Source organism: Streptomyces sp. NPDC006512 (genome assembly GCF_040611935.1).
GTDB lineage: Bacteria > Actinomycetota > Actinomycetes > Streptomycetales > Streptomycetaceae > Streptomyces.
The window spans coordinates 1-23,579 of sequence record NZ_JBEXPG010000052.1; the positions used below are offsets into that span (position 1 = coordinate 1).

At 73.6% G+C, this 23,579-nt stretch carries 22 protein-coding genes, 1 tRNA gene and 2 pseudogenes; 14 read left to right on the forward strand and 11 right to left on the reverse strand.

Annotation, left to right across the window (positions count from 1 at the left end; translation table 11 throughout):
* Nucleotides 1-92: pseudogene (locus ABZZ17_RS29585) on the forward strand (lytic transglycosylase domain-containing protein); the annotation flags it as partial.
* A gap of 168 nt (nt 93-260) precedes the next feature.
* Here the strand turns inward: ABZZ17_RS29585 and ABZZ17_RS29590 are convergent.
* On the reverse strand, nt 261-851 hold the full coding sequence (locus tag ABZZ17_RS29590) for an exonuclease (RefSeq protein ID WP_356880411.1): 591 nt from the start codon (nt 849-851) through the stop codon (nt 261-263).
* Between the two features lie 19 nt (nt 852-870).
* Nucleotides 871-1,191, reverse strand: coding sequence for a hypothetical protein (locus ABZZ17_RS29595; RefSeq protein WP_356880413.1), 321 nt, complete (start codon nt 1,189-1,191; stop codon nt 871-873).
* Between the two features lie 649 nt (nt 1,192-1,840).
* Between ABZZ17_RS29595 and ABZZ17_RS29600 the strand changes: the two genes are divergently transcribed.
* On the forward strand, nt 1,841-1,999 hold the full coding sequence (locus tag ABZZ17_RS29600) for a hypothetical protein (protein WP_356880415.1): 159 nt from the start codon (nt 1,841-1,843) through the stop codon (nt 1,997-1,999).
* A gap of 6 nt (nt 2,000-2,005) precedes the next feature.
* Here the strand turns inward: ABZZ17_RS29600 and ABZZ17_RS29605 are convergent, their stop codons facing one another.
* Entirely contained in the window at nt 2,006-3,175 is a 1,170-nt protein-coding gene (locus ABZZ17_RS29605; protein ID WP_356880417.1) for a steroid 3-ketoacyl-CoA thiolase, read from the reverse strand.
* 242 nt (nt 3,176-3,417) lie between these two features.
* Here ABZZ17_RS29605 and ABZZ17_RS29610 point away from each other — a divergent pair, with 242 nt between their 5' ends.
* Nucleotides 3,418-4,662, forward strand: a complete 1,245-nt coding sequence (locus ABZZ17_RS29610; RefSeq protein ID WP_356880419.1) for a cytochrome P450 — start codon at nt 3,418-3,420, stop codon at nt 4,660-4,662.
* Nucleotides 4,663-4,895: 233 nt separating this feature from the next.
* On the opposite strand, the gene ABZZ17_RS29615 is transcribed toward ABZZ17_RS29610, so the two are convergent.
* On the reverse strand, nt 4,896-6,908 hold the full coding sequence (locus ABZZ17_RS29615; RefSeq protein ID WP_356880421.1) for a bifunctional glycosyltransferase 87/phosphatase PAP2 family protein: 2,013 nt from the start codon (nt 6,906-6,908) through the stop codon (nt 4,896-4,898).
* Between the two features lie 128 nt (nt 6,909-7,036).
* Between ABZZ17_RS29615 and ABZZ17_RS29620 the strand changes: the two genes are divergently transcribed.
* Complete coding sequence (locus tag ABZZ17_RS29620; RefSeq protein ID WP_356880423.1) at nt 7,037-7,360, forward strand: antibiotic biosynthesis monooxygenase; 324 nt, start codon at nt 7,037-7,039, stop codon at nt 7,358-7,360.
* Between the two features lie 277 nt (nt 7,361-7,637).
* On the opposite strand, the gene ABZZ17_RS29625 is transcribed toward ABZZ17_RS29620, so the two are convergent.
* Complete coding sequence (locus tag ABZZ17_RS29625) at nt 7,638-8,033, reverse strand: nuclear transport factor 2 family protein (RefSeq protein WP_356880425.1); 396 nt, start codon at nt 8,031-8,033, stop codon at nt 7,638-7,640.
* 105 nt (nt 8,034-8,138) lie between these two features.
* Here ABZZ17_RS29625 and ABZZ17_RS29630 point away from each other — a divergent pair, with 105 nt between their 5' ends.
* Entirely contained in the window at nt 8,139-8,750 is a 612-nt protein-coding gene (locus ABZZ17_RS29630; RefSeq protein WP_356880427.1) for a GNAT family N-acetyltransferase, read from the forward strand.
* A 12-nt stretch (nt 8,751-8,762) separates the two neighbouring features.
* Here ABZZ17_RS29630 and ABZZ17_RS29635 read toward each other — a convergent pair whose 3' ends face one another.
* Nucleotides 8,763-10,838: an MFS transporter gene (locus tag ABZZ17_RS29635; protein WP_356880514.1), complete on the reverse strand. Its 2,076-nt coding sequence runs from the start codon at nt 10,836-10,838 to the stop codon at nt 8,763-8,765.
* 100 nt (nt 10,839-10,938) lie between these two features.
* Between ABZZ17_RS29635 and ABZZ17_RS29640 the strand changes: the two genes are divergently transcribed.
* Both ABZZ17_RS29640 and ABZZ17_RS29645 read left to right on the forward strand, forming a co-directional pair.
* The gene (locus tag ABZZ17_RS29640; protein WP_356880429.1) at nt 10,939-12,171 is read left to right on the forward strand and encodes a peptidoglycan-binding protein; all 1,233 of its coding nucleotides are present in this window, start codon (nt 10,939-10,941) and stop codon (nt 12,169-12,171) included.
* Nucleotides 12,172-12,305: 134 nt separating this feature from the next.
* Entirely contained in the window at nt 12,306-12,992 is a 687-nt protein-coding gene (locus ABZZ17_RS29645; protein WP_356880431.1) for an HAD-IA family hydrolase, read from the forward strand.
* Between the two features lie 1,526 nt (nt 12,993-14,518).
* Here the strand turns inward: ABZZ17_RS29645 and ABZZ17_RS29650 are convergent.
* Nucleotides 14,519-14,683, reverse strand: coding sequence for a hypothetical protein (locus ABZZ17_RS29650; protein ID WP_356880433.1), 165 nt, complete (start codon nt 14,681-14,683; stop codon nt 14,519-14,521).
* Nucleotides 14,684-15,296: 613 nt separating this feature from the next.
* Between ABZZ17_RS29650 and ABZZ17_RS29655 the strand changes: the two genes are divergently transcribed.
* From ABZZ17_RS29655 to ABZZ17_RS29670, 4 genes are all read left to right on the forward strand, one after another.
* Nucleotides 15,297-15,950: an HNH endonuclease family protein gene (locus tag ABZZ17_RS29655; RefSeq protein WP_356880516.1), complete on the forward strand. Its 654-nt coding sequence runs from the start codon at nt 15,297-15,299 to the stop codon at nt 15,948-15,950.
* A gap of 126 nt (nt 15,951-16,076) precedes the next feature.
* Complete coding sequence (locus ABZZ17_RS29660; protein WP_356880435.1) at nt 16,077-17,738, forward strand: alkaline phosphatase D family protein; 1,662 nt, start codon at nt 16,077-16,079, stop codon at nt 17,736-17,738.
* A gap of 191 nt (nt 17,739-17,929) precedes the next feature.
* Nucleotides 17,930-18,541 carry a VTT domain-containing protein gene (locus ABZZ17_RS29665; RefSeq protein ID WP_356880437.1) on the forward strand — a complete coding sequence of 204 codons (612 nt, stop codon included), beginning with the start codon at nt 17,930-17,932 and terminating at the stop codon, nt 18,539-18,541.
* A 506-nt stretch (nt 18,542-19,047) separates the two neighbouring features.
* Nucleotides 19,048-19,542, forward strand: a complete 495-nt coding sequence (locus ABZZ17_RS29670; RefSeq protein ID WP_356880439.1) for a hypothetical protein — start codon at nt 19,048-19,050, stop codon at nt 19,540-19,542.
* Between the two features lie 80 nt (nt 19,543-19,622).
* Here the strand turns inward: ABZZ17_RS29670 and ABZZ17_RS29675 are convergent, their stop codons facing one another.
* The 4 genes and pseudogenes from ABZZ17_RS29675 to ABZZ17_RS29690 form a co-directional block, all read right to left on the reverse strand.
* A complete protein-coding gene (locus ABZZ17_RS29675) occupies nt 19,623-19,850 on the reverse strand; it encodes a DUF2277 domain-containing protein (protein ID WP_356880440.1) in 228 nt (75 codons plus the stop codon).
* Nucleotides 19,851-19,865: 15 nt separating this feature from the next.
* Entirely contained in the window at nt 19,866-20,489 is a 624-nt protein-coding gene (locus ABZZ17_RS29680) for a hypothetical protein (RefSeq protein WP_356880442.1), read from the reverse strand.
* Nucleotides 20,490-20,759: 270 nt separating this feature from the next.
* A pseudogene (locus ABZZ17_RS29685) lies at nt 20,760-20,992 on the reverse strand (VOC family protein); the annotation flags it as partial.
* 46 nt (nt 20,993-21,038) lie between these two features.
* Nucleotides 21,039-21,113 (reverse strand) — tRNA-Val (locus ABZZ17_RS29690).
* A 21-nt stretch (nt 21,114-21,134) separates the two neighbouring features.
* Here ABZZ17_RS29690 and ABZZ17_RS29695 point away from each other — a divergent pair.
* From ABZZ17_RS29695 to ABZZ17_RS29705, 3 genes are all read left to right on the forward strand, one after another.
* Nucleotides 21,135-22,463, forward strand: coding sequence for a hypothetical protein (locus tag ABZZ17_RS29695; RefSeq protein WP_356880518.1), 1,329 nt, complete (start codon nt 21,135-21,137; stop codon nt 22,461-22,463).
* A gap of 159 nt (nt 22,464-22,622) precedes the next feature.
* Nucleotides 22,623-23,189: a DUF4383 domain-containing protein gene (locus ABZZ17_RS29700; RefSeq protein WP_356880444.1), complete on the forward strand. Its 567-nt coding sequence runs from the start codon at nt 22,623-22,625 to the stop codon at nt 23,187-23,189.
* A 162-nt stretch (nt 23,190-23,351) separates the two neighbouring features.
* Complete coding sequence (locus ABZZ17_RS29705; protein WP_356880446.1) at nt 23,352-23,567, forward strand: zinc ribbon domain-containing protein; 216 nt, start codon at nt 23,352-23,354, stop codon at nt 23,565-23,567.
* The last annotated feature ends 12 nt before the right edge of the window (nt 23,568-23,579 follow it).

Here is a 23,579-nt window from a genome sequence, read left to right on the forward strand (position 1 = left end):
CCCAGATCAAGTGGGGCCTGGACTACATGAACTCCCGCTACGGCAGCCCCGTCGGCGCCTGGAACTTCTGGCAGACCCACCACTGGTACTAAGCCGACCCGGCTAGGCACCCCAGTGGCAGCAGAGACCACAACAGCACCACCCGCACGCGCCCCCGCACCAGCGGTGCGGCAGCGCACCGACAGACGCCCGGCCGAGGATCCTCAGCCGGGCGTTCTGCATGTGCGGATGCGGACACGACCGCGACGCTCCCCAGCGGGCTACGCGGGGCCCTCCCAGCGCATCAGGTTCTGGAAGAGCTCGCCCTGCTCGATCGCGTCGTCCAGGGCGTTGTGCGTGTGGGGACGCGTAGACAGCAGGTGACCCGGCATCGACCGCTTCGTCGCCTCCCCGATCCGCACGTCGGCCTTGGCCGCGTACAACGACTTCAGGTCCATGCAGCGGGAATGGCCGAACGGCGAACCGCCGTCCGCGAACCGCATGAAGTACCAGTACATCCACATCCAGTCGTAACCCAGCGGGTAGGCGACGAACACCGGCGTGGCGCCCAGCTCTTGCGACACGGTGGCCAGCCACGCGGCCGCACCGTTCATCGCTTCGGCCGGATCCCGCCCTTCCCGCGCCAGCAGCCCCCGGTCCAGGCCGCTGACCGCCAGGGCCTCCGGGTCGAAGGCGTCACTGATCGGCTTCAGCTCGGCGTAGAAGGTGCGCTCGGCGGGATCGACCGCCCGGAACCCGTCCCCGTCGCGGACCCCCGCCACCGCCAGACCGAAGCTCGACATCGAGAACGGCCCGGGCACCGGCCCGTCGGCCTCGACGTCGGCCGAAACGTAGAACTCCGCTTTCGTCATGCTCTCGCCCTTCCGGGTACTAGGAGGGGACCTGGGCCGTGACGGTCAGCCCCGCGTGGGCCGCCGCGTCCAGAATCCTTCGCCGCAGCGCCTCCACCTCGTCGGCGGGCAGCGGGTCGCGCGCGTAGACGAGGGAGACCAGCCAGTCGTCATCCGCGTAGCGCCACAGCGACAGTTTCACCCGGCCCTCCTCCTTGGCGCGCAGCTCCAGCCTCCCGAGCTCCGCGTCCCAGTCGTCATTGACACGACCGCGCCGAGCCAGCCCCACCTGGTCGCGGAACACCGAAAGCCCTCCCTTGGAGAAGGCCCCCTTCAGCCGGACACTCAGCTGACTATCCATGTACGTCGCCTCCCGGGCGGTTGATGATCCATTCGGATTCACGAAAATGCGTGGGACCGTGCCGAGCCGGATCGGGCGGCGCCGGTCCGCCGCCTCCGGGGTTACGGCGAACTCGGGGCGCAGCGCGAACCGTACGCCGGGTACTTCCCGGGCCGGCAGGCGGGCCAGGGCCGCCGGCAGCTCCGAGCCAGGGTGGAAGGGGCAGCGTGCCACGCCCGGTGGGTTGGCCCCGGTCCCGGCCGTGAGCACCGGCGCCAGGTCGCCCGGTCGTGATGGTCGCGGGCGTGGAAGGCCAAGACGAGGGCGGCGAAACCGGTGCCCGCGCAGTTCGTCGTCGGGTCCGGCCGAGGCCGACGCGTCGGGAGGCTGGCGCGGCACCCCGGTCAGCGCGTCCGGGGACATGCCCTGGAGGCAGCGCCACGCCTCGGAAGTAGGTGCCGCAGCCGTCACCTACTGCGGCCCGGCGACGCTTCCGTGCTGCCTTCTCGCGGCATGGTCGACACAGCCCGGCCCCCGTAGATCGATCTCGACGGCTCATCCTAGGGTTGATCGAGATCGGGTCCAACTGGAGGGGCGGCGCCGGGATTCGGGACATTCGACTGGACGCCGGGCCAGTGTCGGCGAGCGGCGCGGCGCTCAGCTCACCGTGATGCACCCGCACCTGCGCGAGGGGGCCCAGGAGGTGATCGGCAGCGGCCCGGTCGGCTACATGAAGCCGGGCAGCCACCGGGAACGCGGCGCCCGGCGGCCCCGGCCCCCGTCCGCGTACGGAGGAGGGGGCCGGGGCCGCCGGTCCGGCGTCGGCTGACAGTCCCTAGAGGCGCTGAATGATCGTCCCCGTGGCCAGCGCGCCGCCCGCGCACATGGTGATCAGGGCGAACTCCTTGTCGCGCCGCTCCAGCTCGTGCAGCGCGGTGATGATGAGGCGGGCTCCGGTGGCGCCGACGGGGTGGCCGAGCGCGATGCCGCCCCCGTTGACGTTGACCTTCTCCAGGTCCTGGTCGAAGACCTTGGCCCAGCTGAGGACCACGGAGGCGAAGGCCTCGTTGATCTCGACGAGGTCGATGTCCCGGAGCGACATGCCCGCCTTGCCCAGTACGGCCCGCGTGGCGTCGATCGGACCGTCGAGGTGGAAGTGCGGGTCGGACCCGACCAGCGCCTGGGCGACGATGCGGGCGCGCGGGCGCAGCTTGAGCGCCCGGGCCATCTTGCGCGAGGCCCACATGACGGCGGCGGCTCCGTCGGAGATCTGCGAGGAGTTCCCGGCGGTGTGCACGGCCGTCGGCATGACGGGCTTGAGCCGGGCCAGGCCCTCCATGCTGGTGTCGCGCATGCCCTCGTCCCGGTCGACCAGGCGCCACATGCCCTGGCCCGCCGCCTGCTCGGCCTCGGTGGTGGGGACCTGGACGGCGAAGGTCTCGCGCTTGAAGCGTTCCTCGGCCCAGGCGGCCGCGGCCCGCTCCTGGGAGAGCACGCCCAGCGCGTCGACGTCCTCGCGGGTGAGGCCGCGGTGGCGGGCTATGCGCTCGGCGGCCTCGAACTGGTTCGGGAGGTCGACGTTCCATTCGTCGGGGAAGGGCTTGCCCGGGCCGTGCTTGGAGCCGGATCCCAGCGGGACGCGGCTCATGGCCTCGACGCCGCAGGCGATGCCGACGTCGATGACCCCGCCGGAGATCATGTTGGCGACCATGTGGTTCGCCTGCTGGGAGCTGCCGCACTGACAGTCCACGGTGGTCGCGGCGGTCTCGTACGGGAGTCCCATGGCGAGCCAGGCGTTGCGGGCGGGGTTCATGGACTGTTCGCCGGCGTGGGTGACGGTGCCGCCGACGATCTGTTCGACGCAGTCGGGCTGGATTCCGGTCCGGGCGAGGAGTTCGCGGTAGGTCTCGCCGAGGAGGTAGGCGGGATGGAGGTTGGCCAGCGCGCCCCCGCGTTTCCCGATGGGGGTGCGTACGGCTTCGACGATGACGGGTTCCGCGGCCATGAGCTCGTCCTCTCCTGCACAGCGCCAGCGCGGCGGGCCGTCCCGGCGCCCCGCCCGAACTAGTACGCGTTCTAGTTCTCCCCCGCAGTCTTATGACCTGGACCCCCGGCACGCAAGGGTCGTGCACACGGCTCCACGGATTCCACACGCAACAGTTGGCGTTCCGACCCTTGTCACTTGTAGAACTCGTTACTACCTTCAAGCCAACTTCTGATGGTCCGTCAGACTTTGGAGTTGCCCCGATGTCCTGCCCCGCGCTGCCCGAAGGCTTCGACGCCACCGACCCCGATCTGCTCCAAAGCCGCGTCCCCCTCCCGGAGTTCGCCCAGCTGAGGCAGACCGCGCCCGTGTGGTGGTGCCCGCAGCGGCGGGGCATCACCGGCTTCGACGACGAGGGCTACTGGGTCGTGACCCGGCACGCGGACGTCAAGTACGTCTCCACGCACCCGGAACTCTTCTCCTCCACCACCAACACCGCGATCATCCGCTTCAACGAGCACATCCCGCGCGATGCCATTGATGCCCAGCGACTGATCATGCTGAACATGGATCCGCCGGAACACACGCGCGTACGCCAGATCGTGCAGCGGGGCTTCACCCCGCGTGCCATCCGCGGCCTGGAACAGGCCCTGCGCGACCGGGCCCGGAAGATCGCCGACGAGGCCCTGGCGGCGTCGGCCGACGGCAGCTTCGACTTCGTCACGCAAGTCGCCTGCGAACTCCCCCTCCAGGCCATCGCCGAACTGATCGGCGTGCCGCAGGAGGACCGGGCGCGGATCTTCGACTGGTCGAACAAGATGATCGCCTACGACGACCCCGAGTACGCGATCACCGAAGAGGTCGGCGCGAACGCGGCCATGGAACTCATCGGCTACGCGATGAACCTGGCCGCCGCACGCAAGGAGTGTCCGGCCAAGGACATCGTCACGCAGCTGGTCGCCGCCGAGGGCCAGGGCAACCTCGGCTCCGACGAGTTCGGCTTCTTCGTCCTGCTGCTCGCGGTCGCGGGCAACGAGACCACCCGCAACGCCATCAGCCACGGCATGCACGCCTTCCTCACCCACCCCGACCAGTGGGAGCTGTACAAGGAGACCCGGCCGGCCACCGCGGCCGAGGAGATCGTGCGCTGGGCCACCCCGGTGGTGTCCTTCCAGCGCACCGCCACCCAGGACACCGAACTGGGCGGCCAGAAGATCAAGGCGGGCGACCGGGTGGGCATGTTCTACTCCTCCGCCAACCACGACCCCGAGGTCTTCACCGACCCCGGCCGCTTCGACGTCACCCGCGACCCGAACCCGCACCTCGGCTTCGGCGGCGGCGGCCCGCACTTCTGCCTCGGCAAGTCCCTGGCCATCATGGAGATCGACCTGATCTTCAACGCCCTCGCCGACGTCCTGCCCGACCTGCGCCTCACCGGCGAGGACCCGCGCCGCCTGCGCGCCGCCTGGCTCAACGGCATCAAGGAACTCCGGGTCACCCGCGGTTGAGCACGCGCGACCGCACCGGTTCCCGGGCGGCAGGGGCCGTTCCACCCACGCCCCGGCCCCTGCCGCCCGCCGCCCGGCGTGACCGCCCGAGTGGCGCGATCGCACCGGGGGCCCGATCCTGACAGGACGCGGCGATCCATCGGAGGGGCGCCGGGGCGGTGACGCCCGGGCGCCCCTCCGGCACGTCCGGGGCCGGGACGGCCGCAGGCTCCTCCCCTCCCCCGGGTCGGGGGTCAGGTACGCGCGGGGGCGCGGGCCTCTTCCCGGGCGGCCGCCGCGCGCTGCGCGGGCAGGCTCACCCGCACGCCCCGCGGCCCGGACAGGACGTGGACCAGAGCGAAGCCCGCGGCGACGACGAGCGCGCCGCCCACCGCGTCGAGGACCCAGTGGTTGGCCGTGGCGACGATCGCGCACACCGTGATCAGCGGGTGCAGCACGCCCAGCAGCTTCTGCCAGCCCTTCGGCGCGAGGACCACGATGACGATCCCGCACCACAGTGACCAGCCGAAGTGCAGCGAGGGCATCGCCGCGTACTGGTTGGAGATCGCGGTCATCGCCCCGTACGAGGGGTTCGCCAGGTCCTGCACACCGTGCACGGTGTCGATGAAGCCGAGGCCGGGCATCAGGCGCGGCGGCGCGAGCGGGTACAGCCAGAAACCGAAGAGGGCGAGGACGGTGGCGAGGCCGAGCGAGGCGCGGGCCCAGCGGTAGTCGCCGGGCCGGCGCCAGTACAGGACGCCCAGGATGCCCAGCGGGACCACGAAGTGGAAGGAGGTGTAGTAGAAGTTGAAGAACGCCTCCAGCCAGGGCGTGTTCACCACGGCGTGGTTCACGGCGTGCTCGATGTCGATGCCGAGCGCCCGCTCGATCCCGTGGACCTCGGCGGCGTTGCCCTCGGCGAGCGGGCGGCTCGCGGGGGCGGCGGCGCGGATGTGCGAGTAGAGCGAGTAGCCGACCCGTATCAGCAGCAGTTCCAGCAGCAGGTTGGGCCGGGTCATCACCCGCCGCCAGAACGGCAGCAGCGGTACCCGCGCCCAGCGGGACGCCCCGGGACGCACGTGGACGGTGGGCACGGGCGCGCGCCAGTACGGCGAGGAGCGCGGCAGGAACGGCACGGCGCAGGCGGCGGCGAGGGCCGTCAGGAGCGGCACGTTGTCCCGTACGGGGGCCAGCGCGGTCATGTTCGGCAGCAGGACCGAGCTCGGCAGGGTCATGGCGAGGACGACGGCGACCGGCCACACGCGCCGGTCGGCGGCCCGCTCGCCGACCTTGCCGGCCACCGCGAGCAGCACCCACAGCAGCTGGTGGCGCCAGCCGGCCGGGGAGACGGCGACGGCCACGCAGCCCGTGACGGCGACGGCGAGCAGCAGCTGGCCGTCGCGGGCGTAGCGGGCCGCGCGGCGCAGGCCGAACCAGGTGACGGCCGCGGCGAGGGCGAGGTAGAGGGCGATCTCGGCGGGGCCGCCGAGGCCGAGGCGCAGCAGCGCGCCGTGGAGGGACTGGTTGGCGAGGCCGTCCGGGGCTCCACCGAGGCCGGTGCCGGCGACGTGCTCGACCCAGTACGTCCAGGAGTCGCGCGGCAGGGAGGCCCAGGACAGGGCGGTGGCGCCGGCGAAGGTGACGGCGGCGGCCTGCGCGGAGGGGCGACGGCCGGTGAGCCACAGCAGCGCGGCGAAGACCAGCAGGGGCGGCTGGAGGGCGGCGGCGAGGCCGAGGAGGAAGCCGGCGGGGCGGTCGCCGGGTACCCGGAACACGGCCAGCAGCACCAGCAACACGGGCAGCACCGCGGTCTGCCCCGGGGAGGCGGCCTCGCGGACGGGCAGCGAGACCATCATCACCGCGACCGCCAGGGGCGCGGCGAGCAGAGCCGTGCGGCGGGGCACGGGGTCGGGTAGACCGCGCGCGGCGACGAGCCCGATCGCGGCGACGAAGAGCAGGGTCACGCAGGTCCAGGCCACCTCCAGGGAGGGGGCGGCGAAACCGGTCAGCGGCTTCAGGACGAGGCCCGCGAAGGGAGTACCGGTGAACTGGCCCGCGTCGTAGAGCGAACCGGGCAGGCTGCCGGGGAGGTGGAAGCCGCCGAGCCACTCGCCGGGCGGCACCCGCAGCACGGCAGCGGCCTGTCTGACGGCGAGTGCCCCGGCCAGCACCCACAGGACCAGGCGCACCGCGCCCAGCCGTGCGCCGCCACCGCCTATGGCCCCGGCACGTCCGTTCGCACCGCCGTGCTCCGCCGCGTCAGCCACGCCCCGTCGTCCTCCCGACCTGTCGCCCCGTCGACCGCGACCCCGACTTCGCCTGGCTGCCGCGCTGCGTACCGCGTTTGACTACCTGGACGACGATATCCCCCGCGGGGATACCTAGGATGGCGTCCATGAGCATCGTGAAGATCAACGCCCTGACCGTGCCGGCCGAGCAGCGGGAGGTCCTGGAGAAGCGCTTCGCCTCCCGGGCGGGCACCGTCGAGGGCTCGGACGGCTTCGAGTGGTTCGAGCTGCTGCGTCCCGTCGAGGGCACCGACCAGTACCTCGTGTACACCCGGTGGCGCTCGGAGGAGGACTTCCAGGCGTGGATGGAGGGCCCGATGAAGGCCGCCCACCAGGGCCCGGCGGGCGGCGACCGCCCGAAGCCGGCGTCCTCCGCCTCCTCGGTCTGGTCCTTCGAGGTGGTCCAGCAGACGGGGCCTAAGCAGGCCTGACGGCGGAGGGTTGGGGGGCGGGGCGGTCCCGGCCGAACGGCTGCGGCGGCCGCCCCGCGGCCACCCCTCGGGGTGACCCGGGGCTCCGGGGCTCCGGGCCTCCGGGCCTCCGGGACGGCTATCGCCTATCGACTTTCGCCTTTCGCCTACGGCCCGCTCGGGCCGCCGGAGCCCCGCCCCCGGGTGCGCCCTGCCCGGCCGGCGCCGAATCCGGCGGGCACCGCACCCGGCACCCGGGCGGCCGGCCGGGCGGCTGGCCGGGCGGCCGGAAGCCCCGCTACCCCCAGAACCCGTCCGACTCGTCGATGTCCTCCGTGCACTGGTCGACGTCCGTGATCTTCCCGCCGACGATGGTGAAGAAGAGGCCTTCGTGGATCTCGATGCCCCGGTCGCCGCGGTCGCCCTGCGCCAGGTGGAACGCCATCACGTGCCCCCGGCCGTCCGCCAGGACCTTGTCCAGGCGGATCCGGAGGGTGCCGCGGGTTTCCTCGCCGAGCCGCCGGTAGAGGTCGAGGACCGCCTCCCGACCCTTGTGGTGCCCGGAGAGCGGGCTGCTGCCGGGTACGTGGTGGATGACGTCAGCCGTCATCAGGGTGCCCAGCGTCTCCATGTCGCCCCTGCCGAAGGCCTCGTAGCCCCGGCGGACCAGCGCACAGTCCGGATGCTCCGCCATGCCTCTCACACCCTCCATTTGCCGTATTTTCACCTTTCCTCATCATCGACCCGTGCCTGTGGATATTCCACGCGGCCGACGCGGACCCCGCTCCACAATGGCGACATGAACACCGACGCGATCATCACCAGGACCCCGACGACCTCGACGACCTCCATGACCTCGACGACCTCGACGACGCCGACGACGACCCCCGTCACCCTCACGACCCCCGCCCCCGGCGCCTGGAGCGTCGTCCCGGAGCCCTACACCACCCCGGACGCGACCACCCTGCGGCGCGCGTACTACGCCGAGGTGGCCGGCCGCTACTGGAAGCGGTCCGTCACCGAGGCCGAGATCGACCAGGGGATGCTGGACTTCCCGGCGGACGACCTGGCCCCACCGGCGGGCCGTTTCCTGGTCGGGCGACTGGACGGGCGGCCGATGTCCTGCGGCGGCATCCGCCTCATCGACCCCGTCACCGCCGAGCTCACCCGGGTGTACGTCGACCCGCGCGCCCGCGGCACCGGCGGCGGGGCGGCCCTGCTCGGCGCGCTGGAGGAGGCGGGCCGGGCCATGGGCGCCGAGCGGGTCCGCCTCGACACCCGGTCCGACCTCGTCGAGGCCCGCGCCCTGTACGCGCGGCACGGGTACCGGGAAATACCGGCCTACAACTCCGGCCCCTACGCCGAGCACTGGTTCGAAAAGCCCCTGGTCCAGGCCGCCCCTTCCGCCTGACCGCCGCCGCCCTCAGTGCGCGGCGTGGTCCCTCCGCGCCAGCGTGTCGTACGGCTCCTCGGAGTCGGATCCGCACAGCTCCCGGTTGATCTCCTCGACCAGTTTGACCAGGTCGGTGGGGCGTTCCGGCCCCCACCAGTCGCCGAGCAGCTCGGCCAGGGATTCCTGGCGGGCATCGGAGAGACGGCGCGCGGCCACCCGCCCCCGGTCCGTGAGGACCAGCGCGATCCCGTCGCGGGAGGCGAGCCCCCGTTCCTCGACCTGCCGGGCGGCGTCCGTGACGGCCCTGAGCGGGACGATGGTGCGTTCCGCGAGCACCGCCGGTTCGGCGGAGCCGTACTTGTTGATCCGCAGCAGCAGCCAGCTCGCGGCGGGGAGCAGGTCGTACCCGGCCTTCTCGGTGATCTTCTCGTAGACGTGCCGCCGGCCCTCGCGGGTGCCCAGCACGGACAGCGCGCGGGCGACCTCCTCGTGGGAGGAGCGCTGGACGGGGTTGGAGGCGAGCGTTTCCGTCACGTCGGGCGCGGTGACGGACGCGCGGAGCTTGTCCTCCTTGAGGAACCAGGCGATCACGAAGGCGATCAGCACCACGGGCACCGCGTAGAGGAAGACGTCGGTGATGGAGTTGGAGTAGGCGTCGAGCACTCGGGTCCGCACCTCGGCGGGCAGTTGGGCGACGGCCCGCGGATCGGCCTCCAGCTGGGCGACGTCCACGCCCGGTGGCAGCGCGACGCCGGCCAGGGCGGCGGAGAGCTGGTCGCCGAGCCGGTTGGTGAAGACCGTGCCGAAGATGGCGACGCCGAAGGAGGCGCCGATGGAACGGAAGAAGGTGGCGCCGGAGGTGGCGACGCCGAGGTCGGCGTAGCTGACCGAGTTCTGTACGACGAGGACGAGTACCTGCATGACGAGACCGAGGCCCACGCCGAAGACGAAGAAGTAGACGCTCATCTCCCAGTCGGAGCTGTCGCGGTGCAGCTGGTGCAGGAGCAGCAGGCCCACGGCGGTGACGCCGGTGCCCAGGATGGGGAAGACCTTCCACCGTCCCGTGCGGCTGACGATCTGCCCGGATGCGGTGGAGGCGATCAGCAGGCCGAGCACCATCGGCAGCATGTGCACGCCCGACATGGTGGGTGAGACGCCCCGCACCACCTGGAGGAAGGTCGGCAGGTAGACCATCGCGCCGAACATCGCGAAGCCGATGACGAAGCTGATCACCGAGCAGAGCGTGAAGGTGCGGACGCGGAACAGGCCGAGCGGCAGGACAGGTTCGGCGGCCCGCCGCTCGACGGCCACGAAGACGGCCAGGAGCACGGCGCCGAGGACGGCGAGCCCGATGATCCGGGCCGAACCCCAGCCCCAGGTACCGCCGAGGGAGGCCACGAGCACGAGGCAGGTGGCGACGCAGGCGATGAGGAAGGTGCCCAGGTAGTCGATGGTGTGGCGGGAGGAGCGGGCCGGGATGCGCAGCGCCGTGGCGATGACGACGAGTGCGACGAGACCGATGGGGATGTTGATGTAGAAGACCCAGCGCCAGGAGAGGTGGTCCACGAACAGACCGCCCAGCAGCGGCCCGAGCACGCTGGTCGCACCGAACACCGCACCGAACAGGCCCTGGTACTTGCCGCGCTCGCGCGGCGGGACGATGTCGCCGACGATCGCCATGGACAGGACCATCAGCCCGCCGCCGCCCAGTCCCTGGAGGGCACGGAAGCCGATGAGCTGCGGCATGTCCTGGGCGAGGCCGCAGAGGGCTGATCCCACCAGGAAGATCACGATGGCGTACTGGAAGAGCTTCTTGCGTCCGTACTGGTCACCGAGCTTGCCCCACAGCGGCGTCGCCGCCGTCGAGGCCAGCATGTAGGCGGTGACCACCCAGGACAGGTGGTCCATGCCGCCGAGTTCGCTGACGATCGTGGGGAGCGCGGTGGAGACGATGGTCTGGTCGAGGCTGGAGATCAGCAGGCCCAGCAGCAGGGCCCCGATCGAGACGAGCACCTCGCGGGAGGGGCGCTCGGTGCCGGGACCGGGGTCCACGGCCGGCGTGGTCACTTCCTGAGCCATCGGCTCCTCCTCGGGCCGGATCAACATCTCCATCCTGAGCGGTCTGTCCGGTTATGGCCTGTCGGACGGGTTGGGTGTGGCCTGAGGGGTCTGCATAATCGCAGGCATTGGCCAGGGAGGGGTACCAGTGAGCGCTGAGCGCTGTCCAGAATGCGGCGCCGCGGGCGTCGAGTGCAGATGCACGCCGGGGGTGGGGTTCAACCCGCTGCGCATCCGCCCCTACGTGGCCCTGCCGGACCAGGGGCAGGCGGAGCCCGGCCCGACGCCGCCGCAGCCGGTCCTGGGCGCGGTCGCCCAGCCCTCCGACACCCCGGACCGGCCCCCGTTCCCGGCGGACCCGACCCCGCCGGGTGCCCCCCAGGCACAGGGGCCGACCCCGCCGCGCCCGGCGCCGGGTCAGGAGCCGGGTCAGGAGCCGGTACCCGCCGACCTGCCCGCCGACCCGTCGCACGTCCCGCACACCCCGGCACCGGTCCCGCGGGCGGCGAACCCGGGCCCAGCCGCCGGTCAGGGGGCCGTCCCGCCACTGCGGCCCGGGCAGGGCACGGCGCACGCGTCCGGGCAGCCGGAGGCGGCTCCGGACCCGGCTGCGGGCCCGGGCCCGCAGGCCGATGAAGCCGCGACGACCCTGCTTCCGCCGGTGCCGCCCGCCGGCCCGGCGGAGCCGAACACGCCCGCGTACGGGATACCGGTACTGGCGTGGCCGGACCAGACGGTGCAGCTGCGCGCCGTTCCCCCGCAGCCCCCGCGAACCGCGGGCGCCATCGACCGGGGTTCCGCCAAGCGGTCCCGGCGACTGGTCCCCGTCCTGGCCGGAGCAGGTGCGCTGGTAGCCGCCGGTGCGGTCGCCGTGGCACTGGGCTTCACGGGCTCCGGGACGGGCGACGCGGCCCTGAAGGACCCGAAACCATCGGCGTACGCGGCCAGCGTGGCCCCCGTCGGCCCGTCCGGCCCCTCGGAGGAGGCGACCGGCCCGACGGCGAGCCCGTCCGCGTCGGCCTCGCGCTCCGCATCGCCCAGCGCGTCCCGCTCCGCGTCCCCCTCCCCCAGCGCGTCACGTTCGTCGGCAGCGCCCACCACCACGCCGTCCGCCGGCCCCAGCCGTTCGGCCAGCCCCAAGCCGCCGCCCCCTCCGCCGCCGCCCGCCCAGGCCCCGACCCTGCGGCACGGCGACTCCGGCGCCGAGGTGGAGAAGCTCCAACGGCTGCTAGCGGAGCAGGGTCTGTACCGCGGCAGGTTCGACGGCAAGTTCGGCCGTTCGGTCCGCAGCGCCGTCGAGGACTTCCAGTTGGAGTACGGCGTCTACGAGGACCCGTGGGGCGTGTACGGTCCGGCGACCCGGCGCGCTTTGGAGGGATAAGTCACGTCCCTCGCGGTGGCGGGCACCGCCCCCCGTTTTGTATCGTGTGGGAACAAAGTGGTTCCGTCCTCAATCCCTGACCGGTGGACGGAACCACTTGTTCTCTTTCTCCCGCCCCGTCTGGAGTCCCACCGATGCCGGCCAGCACCACCACCGCCCCCGTCGTCCTCACCGCCAAGGCCCTGCTGCTGGACATGGACGGCACCATCGTCAACTCCGACGCGGTGGTCGAACGCTGCTGGCGCGACTGGGCGGTGTCGCACGGGCTGGACCCGCACGAGGCGCTGAAGGTGGTCCACGGCCGCCAGGGCTACGCCACCATGGCGATCCTGCTGCCCGACCGCCCGGTGGAGCTGAACCACGCCGAGAACGCGGTGATGCTCGCCCGGGAGACCGCCGACACGGACGGCGTGGTCCCCGTCGGGGGCGCCCCGGAGTTCATGGCGGCGATCGGCGCCCTGCCGCACGCCCTGGTCACATCGGCCGACGCAGCCCTCGCCACGGCGCGGATGACGGCGGCCGCACTGCCGATGCCGCGCGTGCGGGTCACCGCCGAGTCCGTCTCGGCGAGCAAGCCGGACCCCGAGGGCTTCCTCAAGGGCGCCGCCGAACTGGGCGTGGACCCGGCCGACTGCCTCGTCTTCGAGGACTCCGGCGCTGGAATCGCCGCGGGCCTCGCCGCCGGCATGCGCGTGATCGGCATCGGCCCCCGCGCCGCCGCCCACGGCCCGACGGCCCACGTAGCCGACCTCACCTCGGTCCACGTCGACACCACCCCCGACGGCACGATCCACCTCACCCTCACCCCACCCTCCGCCTAACCACAGCCTCCCGCCCCCACCCCGAACACCCCGACGGCCCCCCGCACCCAACCACCCCTCCACCGGCAAGGCCCGCCGGTCCGCAGAACGGCGCCCCGCCGACCCGCATGGACCCGCGCCCACCTCCGCCCCAGGCCCTCCGCCACACCTCGCCAGCCACCGGCCAGGCACACCCGCACCCCCGGCGGGCCCGTCCCCTCGACCACACCCGCCCACCCCCGGGCCGCCCACCCGCACCCAGCGGCCCCTCCACCGGCACGACCCCGCCGCTCCGCAGAACGACGCCCCAGCGCCCCCGCGTGAGCGAGCCCCGCCCATCCCCCGGCCGAGCACACCCGCACCCCCGGCGAGCGCCCAGCCCCCTCCGCCGCGCCCGACCACCCAGGGACCAGCCCAGCCGCCCCCTCCACCGGCACGGCCCCGCCGGTCCGCAGAACGGTCCCCCCGCCGACCTCGCGTCAGCAAGGCCCGGCCTCCGCCCTCAGGCCCTCCCCCACACCCCGACGGTCGCCGGCGAGGTACACCCGCACCCCCGGCGGCCCCGCCCCCTCCGCCCCGCCCAACCACCCACGGACCAGCCCAGCCGCACCCGGCGGCCCCTCCGTTGGCAAGGCCCGCCGCTCCGTAGAAACGGTGCGCGCCGACCCGCGTGAGAGCGCGCCCTCCTCCGCTCCGGGCCCTCCCCAACACCCCACCCAGCTACCGGCCCAGCAGTCCGCCGACCGTCCCGACGGTCCGCAGAACGGTGCCCCCACCACCCCAGCGCGCGAGCCGCCCCTCCCACCGCCACCCCGGGCGCCTCCACCACACCCGCCCACCGCCGGCAGGGCACACCCGCACCCAGCCACGACCTCCGTCGGCACTCCCCCCACGAGCCGCGATACGGCGTCCGCGCCGCCCCAGCAGGCGCCCCGCCACCCCGAGCCCTCCACCACACCCCACCCAGCTACCGGCCGAGCAGTCCACCGACCGCCCCGACGGTCCACAGAACGGTGCCCCACCGCCCCAGCGCGCGAGCCACCCCTCCCACCGCCACCCCGGGCGCCTCCACCACACCCGCCCAACCGCCGGCCGGGCACACCCGCCCCCCCCCTACAACCAGCCGCGCAGTTCGCCGGGACGGCCCGCCCTCACGGGACCGCGAAACGGTGCCTACGTCACCCCCAGCAGGCGAGCCCGCCGCGCCTCCTCCCGCGCCTCCACACCACCCCGCCCACCCACCGAGCGGGCACACCCGCACCCCACAGCCGGCAAGCCGCGAACTCCCCCGGCACGCCCCCGGCGGCTGCAGGACGGCGCCCGCTCCGTCCCCGGTGGCGAGCGGGACATCCCGGTACGTCCCGGCGCGCTTTCGCGGCCCAGCACAGCGGCGCCCGCCTTGCGAGGGCGCGCGCCCCGGGAGCCCCGACCCGCTCGGGCTCACCCGCCACCCCGCCGCCGCCCACGCCCACACACCCGGTCGGCCCCCAGGACCCGGGGCCCGCACTCCGCGCGGCGAACGGATCACCGGGTTACGACCGGCCCCGTCACCGCCCCTCGCGCCCGTCGACCCGCTCCCTCCGGAGATCGGCGTGGCCGTCGCGGCGGGGTCGCTCCTGGACCATGCGCACCAGCACCGCCGCCTCCCGCAGCCGCGTCGACTCCGCGCCTCTGCGGCCGATGACGCCGAGTTCGGGGTCCTGACCAGCCACTCGGCGAGGGCGGCGCCTCCCCCAGGTCACCCCCGCACGCAACGACCTCCGGGGAGGCCACGTCGCAGGCGGACCCCCTTCGCGACCGGCCCTCCGCCGAGCGGTGGTGGCGGCGAATCCCTCCCCCGACAGGGCGTGCCGGACCAGTACCGCCCCACGTCCGCGAGGTACCGCCCCAGCCCAGCAGCGACAGGACCGACAACTACCACGGCGACGGCAACGGCACCGACCGGCGAGCCGCCCCCCTCAGGCGCCGGGTCCGGACCCCGTCGTCTCCGGCGCGCCCCACCACGGACCCGGCGCACGGCAGCTGACCTCCCGGCAGCCCCCGAGCCGGAGCTCACGCACCGCACCGCGACGGCGCCACCGCCCCCTCGGCGTCCGGAATGCGAGCTTGGCCCCACCTCGCCCCCTCCCCTGTGTGCGGAATCTCAACTTCCCCTTGATTCCAGGGCATTGGATGGCTTGATGTGACGTGCGCATGTCGGCACGCTGTCACCTGGCGCCCACCCCAGCGACACCCAGCGGCGCCAGCATGGCCGCGTCCCGCCGGGGCAGCACGGCCACCACCCCCCGCACCCACGGAGCCCTCATGGCCCTCGCCTCGTTCCGCATGCCCTCCTTCTACGCGCGTCACCTCGGCCGCGCCGGAGTCCTCGCGTCCGCGGTCGCCCTCGCCTCGCTCACCTCGCTCGTCAACGCCCCCGGAGCCATGGCCGCTCCCCCCACCCCCATCAGCGCCGCGGCCGCCCGCGCCTACCTGGCCACCGTCACGCCGGCGGCGGAAGGTTCCACCAGCGGGTACAGCCGTGACCTGTTCCCGCACTGGAGCACCGTCTCCGGCACCTGCAACACCCGCGAGACCGTCCTCAAGCGGGACGGCGTGAACGTCGTCACCGACTCCGCCTGCGCCTCCGTCAGCGGAAGCTGGTACTCGGAGTACGACGGCGCCACGTGGACCGCCGCGTCCGACATCGACATCGACCACATGGTCCCGCTCGCCGAGGCCTGGCGGTCGGGCGCCAACTCCTGGACCACCGCCCAGCGCCAGCAGTTCGCCAACGACCTCACCCGCCCGCAGCTCATAGCGGTCACCGACAACGTCAACCAGGCCAAGGGCGACCTCGACCCCGGCAAGTGGCTGCCGTCGCGGACCGCCTACCGCTGTACTTACGCCCGCATGTGGGTCCAGGTGAAGCAGTACTGGGGCCTGCGCATGGACGCCGGCGAGAAGACGGCTCTGACGAACGTCCTGAACGGCTGCTGACCCTCCCCACCGCCGCCCTCCGCGCCTCCCCCACGAGGGGGCGTTTTCTCCCCCGCCAGGGGGAGGCCAGGCTCCCCCTCCACCCCGTACCGTGATCACAGGGGATGTGCGAGGAGGGGGAGTGGGATGGCCGGACTGCGTCTGGGGCCGCTGCTGCGGTACGTGGACTGGGACACGGGCGGCTCCGCCACCGTATGGGTGGAGGCGGACCGCCCGTGCACCGCCGAAGTGCGTTGCGCCGACGGCGCGGGCGGCAGCGCGCACACCTTCCAGGTGTCGGGCCACCACTACGCGCTCGTCCCGGTGACAGGCCTGGCCCCGGGCACCACCACGTCCTACGAGGTCCTGCTCGACGGGATCCTCGTCTGGCCCGCGGCCGGCAGCGGATTCCCGCCCAGCACGATCAGCACCCCTGCGGTGGGCGGGGGCCCGGGACGGCCCGCGCCGGGCGTGCGGATCACCTTCGGCTCCTGCCGTCAGGCGGCGCCCCCCGCCGACCAGCGCGGACCGCACGGCGCCGACGCCCTCGACACGCTCGCGGCCCGGCTGGCCTCCGACCCGGAGGCGGTCCGGCCGGACGTCCTGCTGCTGCTCGGCGACCAGGTGTACGCCGACCAGCTGTCCCGGGAGACCCGGCGGTGGCTCGCGGCGCGCCGGGACCTGCGCGAGGCGCCGGGCGCCCAGGTGGCGGACTACGAGGAGTACACCCGGCTCTACTACGAGTCCTGGCTCGACCCCGAGATCCGCTGGCTCCTGTCGACCGTTCCCAGCCTGCACATATTCGACGACCACGACGTCATAGACGACTGGAACACGAGCGCGGCCTGGCTGGCGGAGATGCGTGCCACGCCGTGGTGGCCGGAGCGGGTGCTCAGTGGGCTGATGTCGTACTGGGTGCACCAGCACCTGGGCAACCTCTCGCCCGCCGAGCTCGCGGCGGACCCGCTGTACGCGGCGGTACGGGCCACCCCGGACGGCACCGACGCGCTGCGCGCCTTCGCGGCCGACGCCGACGCCGATCCGGCCTCGGTGCGCTGGAGCTACCGGCGGGACTTCGGCCGGACACGGCTGCTGATGGTCGACACCCGGGCGGCCCGGGTGCTGGCCGAGGACGGGCGGGCCATGCTCGACCCGGCCGAGCAGCGCTGGCTGCGGGAGAACGCGCTCACGGGCCACGGCGGGTACGACCACCTGCTGATCGGGTCCTCGCTCCCGTGGCTGATGCCGCCGCTGATCCACGACGCGGAAGTGTGGAACGCCGCGCTGTGCCGGGGCGAGCGGGGGCCCCGGTGGGCGCGGATCGGCGAGAACCTGCGGCGGCGCAGCGATCTGGAGCACTGGGCGGCGTTCCCCGGGTCGTTCGAGGCGCTGAGCGACCTCATCGAGGAGGTCGGGACGGGCCCGCGCGCCCCGGCGACGGTGTGCGTGCTGTCGGGGGACGTCCACCACGCGTACGTGGCCGAGCCCCGAATACCCAGCACGTCGCGGGTGTTCCAGCTGACCTGCTCGCCGGTGCACAACTCCATCCACACGGCGGTGATGCTGGGCTTCCGGCTCGGCTGGTCGCGGGTGGGCCGGTGGCTGGGGCGGGGCTTCTCCCGGCACGGCCGGACGGGGCGGCCGCCGCTGAGCTGGCGGCGTACGGGTGGCCCGTGGTTCGGCAACCAGCTGATGACGCTGGCCCTGGCCGGCCGGAGCGCCCGGCTGGGACTGGACCAGGCCCGCAAGGGCCGGTCGGGGGCGCGCCTGGTGACCGTGCTGGACCGCGAACTCACCGATGCGGAGTAACGGCACCGGACTGACCTTCGGCGGTGACGGGGCGCGGCGTCCGGCAGGGGCCCGGATTCCGGTGGCGCGGAGGCTCCGGGGAGCGGCCCCGGGGCTCGGGGGATCCGGCTCCGGGCGTACGCTGTATGGCTGTCAAGCCGCCCCTGCCGCTCCCCGCGACGACGCGGCGCTTCGGACTGGGGAGTTCCGCCTTGCTTGAGACGCTGGGGTCGCTGACCGCGAGCCCATGGATCTACGTCGTGGTGGCGGTGTCGGTCGTGTTGGACGTGTTCCTTCCGGTGCTGCCGAGCGGGGTACTGGTGATCACGGCTGCGGCCGCCGCGGCGGCCGCGGGCACTCCCGCGCAGGTCCCGGACATCATGGCGCTGCTCGTGATCGCCACGACCGCGTCCGTCCTGGGTGACATGGCGGCGTACCGGCTGGCCCGGCGCGGCGGAGCCCGCCTGGACCGGGCCATCGCCCGCTCGCGGCGGCTGACCCGGGCCCACGAACGCCTCGGCACGGCCCTGGCCAGGGGCGGGGGCGCCCTCGTGGTGATCGCCCGCTTCGCCCCGGCCGGCCGGTCGGTGGTGTCGCTGGGGGCGGGCAAGACGCAGCGCAAGGTGCGGGAGTTCCTGCCCTGGTCGGTGCTGGCGGGCATGAGCTGGGCCGGTTACAGCGTGGCCCTGGGCTACTTCGGTACCCAGTGGCTGGGAGCGACCTGGCTCGGCGGCGCGGTCTCCCTGATCGCCCTGTTCGCGGCGGGTTCCCTGGCGGCCTTCCTCATCCGCCGCCCTCCGACGTCCCCGGCCCCCGCGACCTGAGGGTCACAGCAGAGCCCCGCCGGGCGCGCGGCGCTGCGTCGCCGCCCCCCTCAGACCCCCGACAGGAGCCTCCAGCACGGCACGGGCGGCCCGGTCGTCGGCCCGGCCGTCCCGGTCCGGGAGCCGGCCGCGTCACTCGTAGGAGCTATCCGGCTCCAGGTCGAGGCGCTGTCGCCCGCCGGTCGGTGAGACGCGCCCGCCACGCCTGGCACGGAACGCCGCATTAGGACGCGGGAGGACACGGCACCGTCCCGAATCGGCGTCCGAACGCCCGCGAACAGGGCAGCGGACCACCCGGCCGGGCCGCCACACACCGTGGCGGGGAGGTAAAGACCCCTCGACCGGCGCCGGACTGGGCCGAGCGGGGCATGCGCTCACCCGTTCACCCGGCAGCGATCGCCGCGCCGGGGCAGGGCTTCTAGCGTCCAGAGCACGGCGCGCAACCGAATCCGCGTCACATCCGTGCCCTGGCCGCGCCGTTTCGAGGAGCCCGAGGAGTTCTCTCCATGACCCGCACGCGCAACCGGCACCGCCTGGCAGGGGTCGCGGCCGCGGCACTCGCCGTCGCGGCAGCCGTCCCCGCCACACTCGCCTCCGCCGCCCCCTTCGCCACCGTCTCGCCCGGAACCGCAGCCCCGGGCGCCCGGGTCAGCCTCAACGTCGAGGGGTGCGGCACCAAGACCGGCCGGGCCACCTCCCGCGCCTTCGGCGACGTGTCACTGACCCCGGGCAACCTGGAGGCCACCAACCTCTTCGGCGCCGCCACCGTCTACCGGGACGCACCCGCCGGATCGCACCCCGTCACCTTCGAGTGCGGCGGCGCGGGCGGCCAGCGCGTCACCGTCTCCTTCCAGGTCACCCCCGGCGCCGCCCGCGGCGGTCTGGGCGGCAGCGTCGGATCGATCAGTACCGGCCAGATCGCCCTCGGCGGAGCGCTCGCCGCAGGCGCACTCGGCACCGGCGTGTGGGTGCTGCGCCGCCGCTCGGCCTCCACGGGCTGACCGGCCGGCGCCCGCCGGGCACGGAGCAGCGGTGTCCCCACCCGGCCCGGGCCACGGCCCGGGCCGGCCAGTCAGAACAGTCAGGCCTCGGCCGTCGCCCGCCCCCGTACGTGCACCCCGTCGAGCAGCAGCCGGGTCGCCTCGGCGACGGCGTCCACGGCGGCGTCGAACACCTCCCGGTTGTGCGCGGCGGGCGCCCGGAAACCGGACACCTTCCGTACGTACTGGAGCGCGGCCGCGCGGATCTCCTCCTCGGTGGCTTTCTCGGGGATGGCGGGCGGACGCAGAGTCTTAATGGAGCGGCACATACCTCCACTATGGCGCTACCGCGGCAGCTCGGCCCCGGACAATTTCATGATCAGTCCGGCCTGGAGCCGCCCCCGCAGCTCCGGATCGGCGACCTCCTCCAACAGTCCGATCGCCTGCTGCGTGCTCTCGGCGGCCCGCCGGTCCTCGCGCAGGGAGGCCGTCTGCGCGGCCATGTGCCGGAGGGCGATGTCGGCCCGCCGGTGGAAGAGCTGCCCGACCAGGGTGACGACCAGTCCGACGGAACTCGTCACGACCCCGACGTACGCGTCCCCTGAACTCTCGGCCTTCCAGACCGCCAGCCCGACCCCGAAGAGCAGGATGGCCGCCCCGGCCCCGGCGAACCGCTGGCTGGTCGCGAAGCTGCTGCGCGCCTGCGTCAGTCCGTAGGCGTAGTACTCGACGAGGATCGGCGTGAAGTCGTCCCGCCGGTCCCCCAGTTCGCCCGGCTGGCGGGCCCCGGCATCCACGAACCGCGGATTCCGCTCACCCTCCCCGGATCCTGCGCCCATCGACGCGATCAACCGCGCCCGCTCGACGTCCCGCCGCCGCTCGAACCGGTCACCGCCGAGCCGCTCGAACACCACCAGCGCGACGACCACCAGCACGACCGCCCCGACCCCCCAGAGCCACTCCCCCACGCCCACCACCCCCACCACCGGGATCCCCGCCCCCGGGCCCGGGAAACCCACCCCCGGCTCCCCCTGATGCGGGCGGCCCGCCCCGAACCTAGACTGACGAACGCCCGGATTGTCCGTGATGAGGGAGACGCCCCATGGCCAAGCGAGGAAACAAGCGCCGCGCCCGCAAGAAGAAGAAGGCCAACCACGGCAAGCGCCCCAACGCCTGACCCCCACGCGGAAAGGCCCCCGACCGCGACCGGTCGGGGGCCTTCTCGTCGGCGCACGCCGCTACGGCGAGGCCCGGCCCCACTGACGCCGCCGGCCGAGGACGCAGAACCCGTTGCCTGCGGGGTCCGCCAGGACGACCCACGCCTGATCACCCTGGCCGACGTCGACACACGAGCCACCTCGGCGTCCTGGTGGTCCGGCCTGAAGTCGAGGTGCAGCCGCCTCTTGGCCTTCTTGCCCTCGTCGATCCGCACGAAGCCCAGCCCGTGCAGCCACTCCGGCCCCGACCGGATCAACCGTCAAAGGCCCCCAGCCGCATACGACTGGAGGCCTTCTCACTGGTGGGCGCGGACGGTTTCGAACCGCCGACATCTGCTTTGTAAGAGCAGCGCTCTACCCCTGAGCTACGCACCCGTGGATGAGTGGACAGCCTACATGGAGGGCGCACCCCCCACGCAAACCCGTTCCGGTGGGGGAGAATGGACCGGGGCATGGCGGACGGGGCACGGGAGAGGGATTGTGACGACGGCATCCCGGCGGTGGTTCGGCGGGCGGGACGAGAGTCGACGGGCGGACGCGCAGGCGGCGAAGGATGCCGCGGCGGCCGCGTTCTACGAGCTGGACACGGCGCAGCGGGATCTGCGGATCTCGATCGAGACCATCGCCGCGGCGGACGGGTCACCGGCGGCGCGGCACGCGACCGAGGGGTTCGCCGCGCTGGGCCTGCGGATCGACCAGGTCAGCCAGGTGTACATCGAGGCGGTGGACGCGCACGACCTGGACCGGGTCGATCTGGAGGGCTCCGTCGCGGCGCAGGCGCGGGAGCAGCTGACGCGGGCGCGGGACGAGCTGGTGCGGGCCAAGGGGGAGCTGGAGCGGTTCGCGCAGGGGTTGCAGCCGCTGCTGGACAAGGCGGAGACGCAGTTGGCGCGGGTGGCGCCGGCCCGGGAGCGGGCCAGGGCGGCACTGCTGGCGGCGAGCGACGCGCTGGACTCGGTGCGCGCCAAGGGCATGCGGGCCGATGACCTGGCGGCGCGGCTGGCGGCGCTGGGCCCGGAGCTGACCAAGCTGAACCAGGGTGCGGCGCAGCACGGGGTGCAGGGGACGGTGCAGCGGGCCGACCGGATCCTGCGCGACGCGGAGGCGATACGGGCCGAGGCGGAGCGGCTGCCGGAGCGGGCGGCGGAGATCGACCGTCGGCTGGTGAGTCTGCGGACCCGGGCGCAGGCGCTGCGCAACCGGGCGGACCGGGTGGATCCGGTGCTCAGCGAGCTCAGGCGGCGGTTCAGCGCGGCGTGCTGGCAGGACCTCCAGCAGGTACCGGACGAGGCGGTACGGGACGTCGCGCGGGCCGAGGACCGGCTGGCGGAGGCCGGCCGGGCGCGGGACGAGCAGCGCTGGACGGATGTCGGCGAGGCCATCGAGGCGGTACGGGCTTCCCTGGACGCGACGGACGAGGCGGTGTCGGCGGCGCAGGACCGGCTGGACCGGCTGGAGGCGGTGGCGCGGGATCCGCAGGCGGAGGTGCAGCGGACGCGGTTCGCGATCCGGGACGCGCAGCGCCTGGCGATGGCGGGCCGCAGCGTGCCCGATCCCCGGCACGCACGGCCGCTGGACGAGTCGGTGGCGCGGGTCGAGCGGGCCCTTTCCGCGCTGGAGGGGCGGCACCCGGACTACTGGGCGTTCCTCCAGGAGATGGAGGACGTACGGGGCGCGGTGAACCGGGTGGTGAACGAGATCCGGACGGACCTCGGCCACGGCTGAACAGGCCGGGGCTGAACCGGCCGGGGCTGGACCGGCCGTGTCGTCGTACCCCTGGGCTCCCCAGGGGTACATGCCCCCGGGTTGTCGTCGCCCGGGGGACGGCGGATGCTGGAGGGGCGTACGGCCCGGCCGACACGGCCCAGGGCAGAGGAGGCCGTCATGGTTTCGCACGCGGCGCCGCGCATCCGCCGGCCGGTCGGGGCCCGGCTGGACGAGCACCTTCCGGTCGACCACAAGCTGAGCAAGGTGTACCGGGTGGGGGCCGGGCTGACCGGTCTGCTGCTGGTGGTGTTCGGGATCCTGGGGCTCATCGACCGGATCGGCTTCTTCGACACCGGCGGGGACACCGTCGCCGGCCTCAACACGAACGGCGCCCTGAGCGTGCTGTCGATCCTGGTCGGGCTGCTGCTGTTCGGCGGGATGGTCGTGGGCGGTAACTTCGCGTCGACCCTGAACATCGTGCTGGGCCTGCTGTTCATCGCGAGCGGCTTCGTGAACCTCGCGCTGCTCGACACCGGGCTGAACTTCCTTGCCTTCAAGATCCCGAACGTGCTGTTCAGCTTCGTCGTCGGCGTGATGCTGATGTGGTTCGGGATGTACGGGAGGGTGGGCAGCGCCCTGCCGCACGACAATCCGTACTGGCGCGCCCGCCACCCCGAGCAGGCGGCCCGGGAGGCTCGGACGGTGACGCGGAGGGGCCTGAACCAGTACCGCGGAGGGACCTGAACCGGAGGCCCGACAGACCCCGGACCGGTAGCCCGAAGCGCCCCGAACCGGCCCCGGCACGCCCCGGACCAGTTGCCCAGAGCAGCCCGGACCAGCCGGCCCGGCCACAACACCGGCCGCGGGAGGTACCCGTAGGCCGTCCGGCCGCATAGCCTGGTCCGCATGCCTCGCTACGAATACCGCTGCCGGACCTGCGACGACACCTTCGAGGTGAGCCGTCCCATGGCCGAGTCGTCCGCTCCCGCCGACTGCCCCGCCGGTCACGCCGACACCGTCAAGCTGCTCTCCGCCGTCGCCGTCGGCGGCAGCAGCGCCGCCCCCGCGGCCGCGGCCCCGGCCATGGGCGGGGGCTGCTGCGGCGGCGGGGGCTGCGGCTGAGGCCGGGAGGCC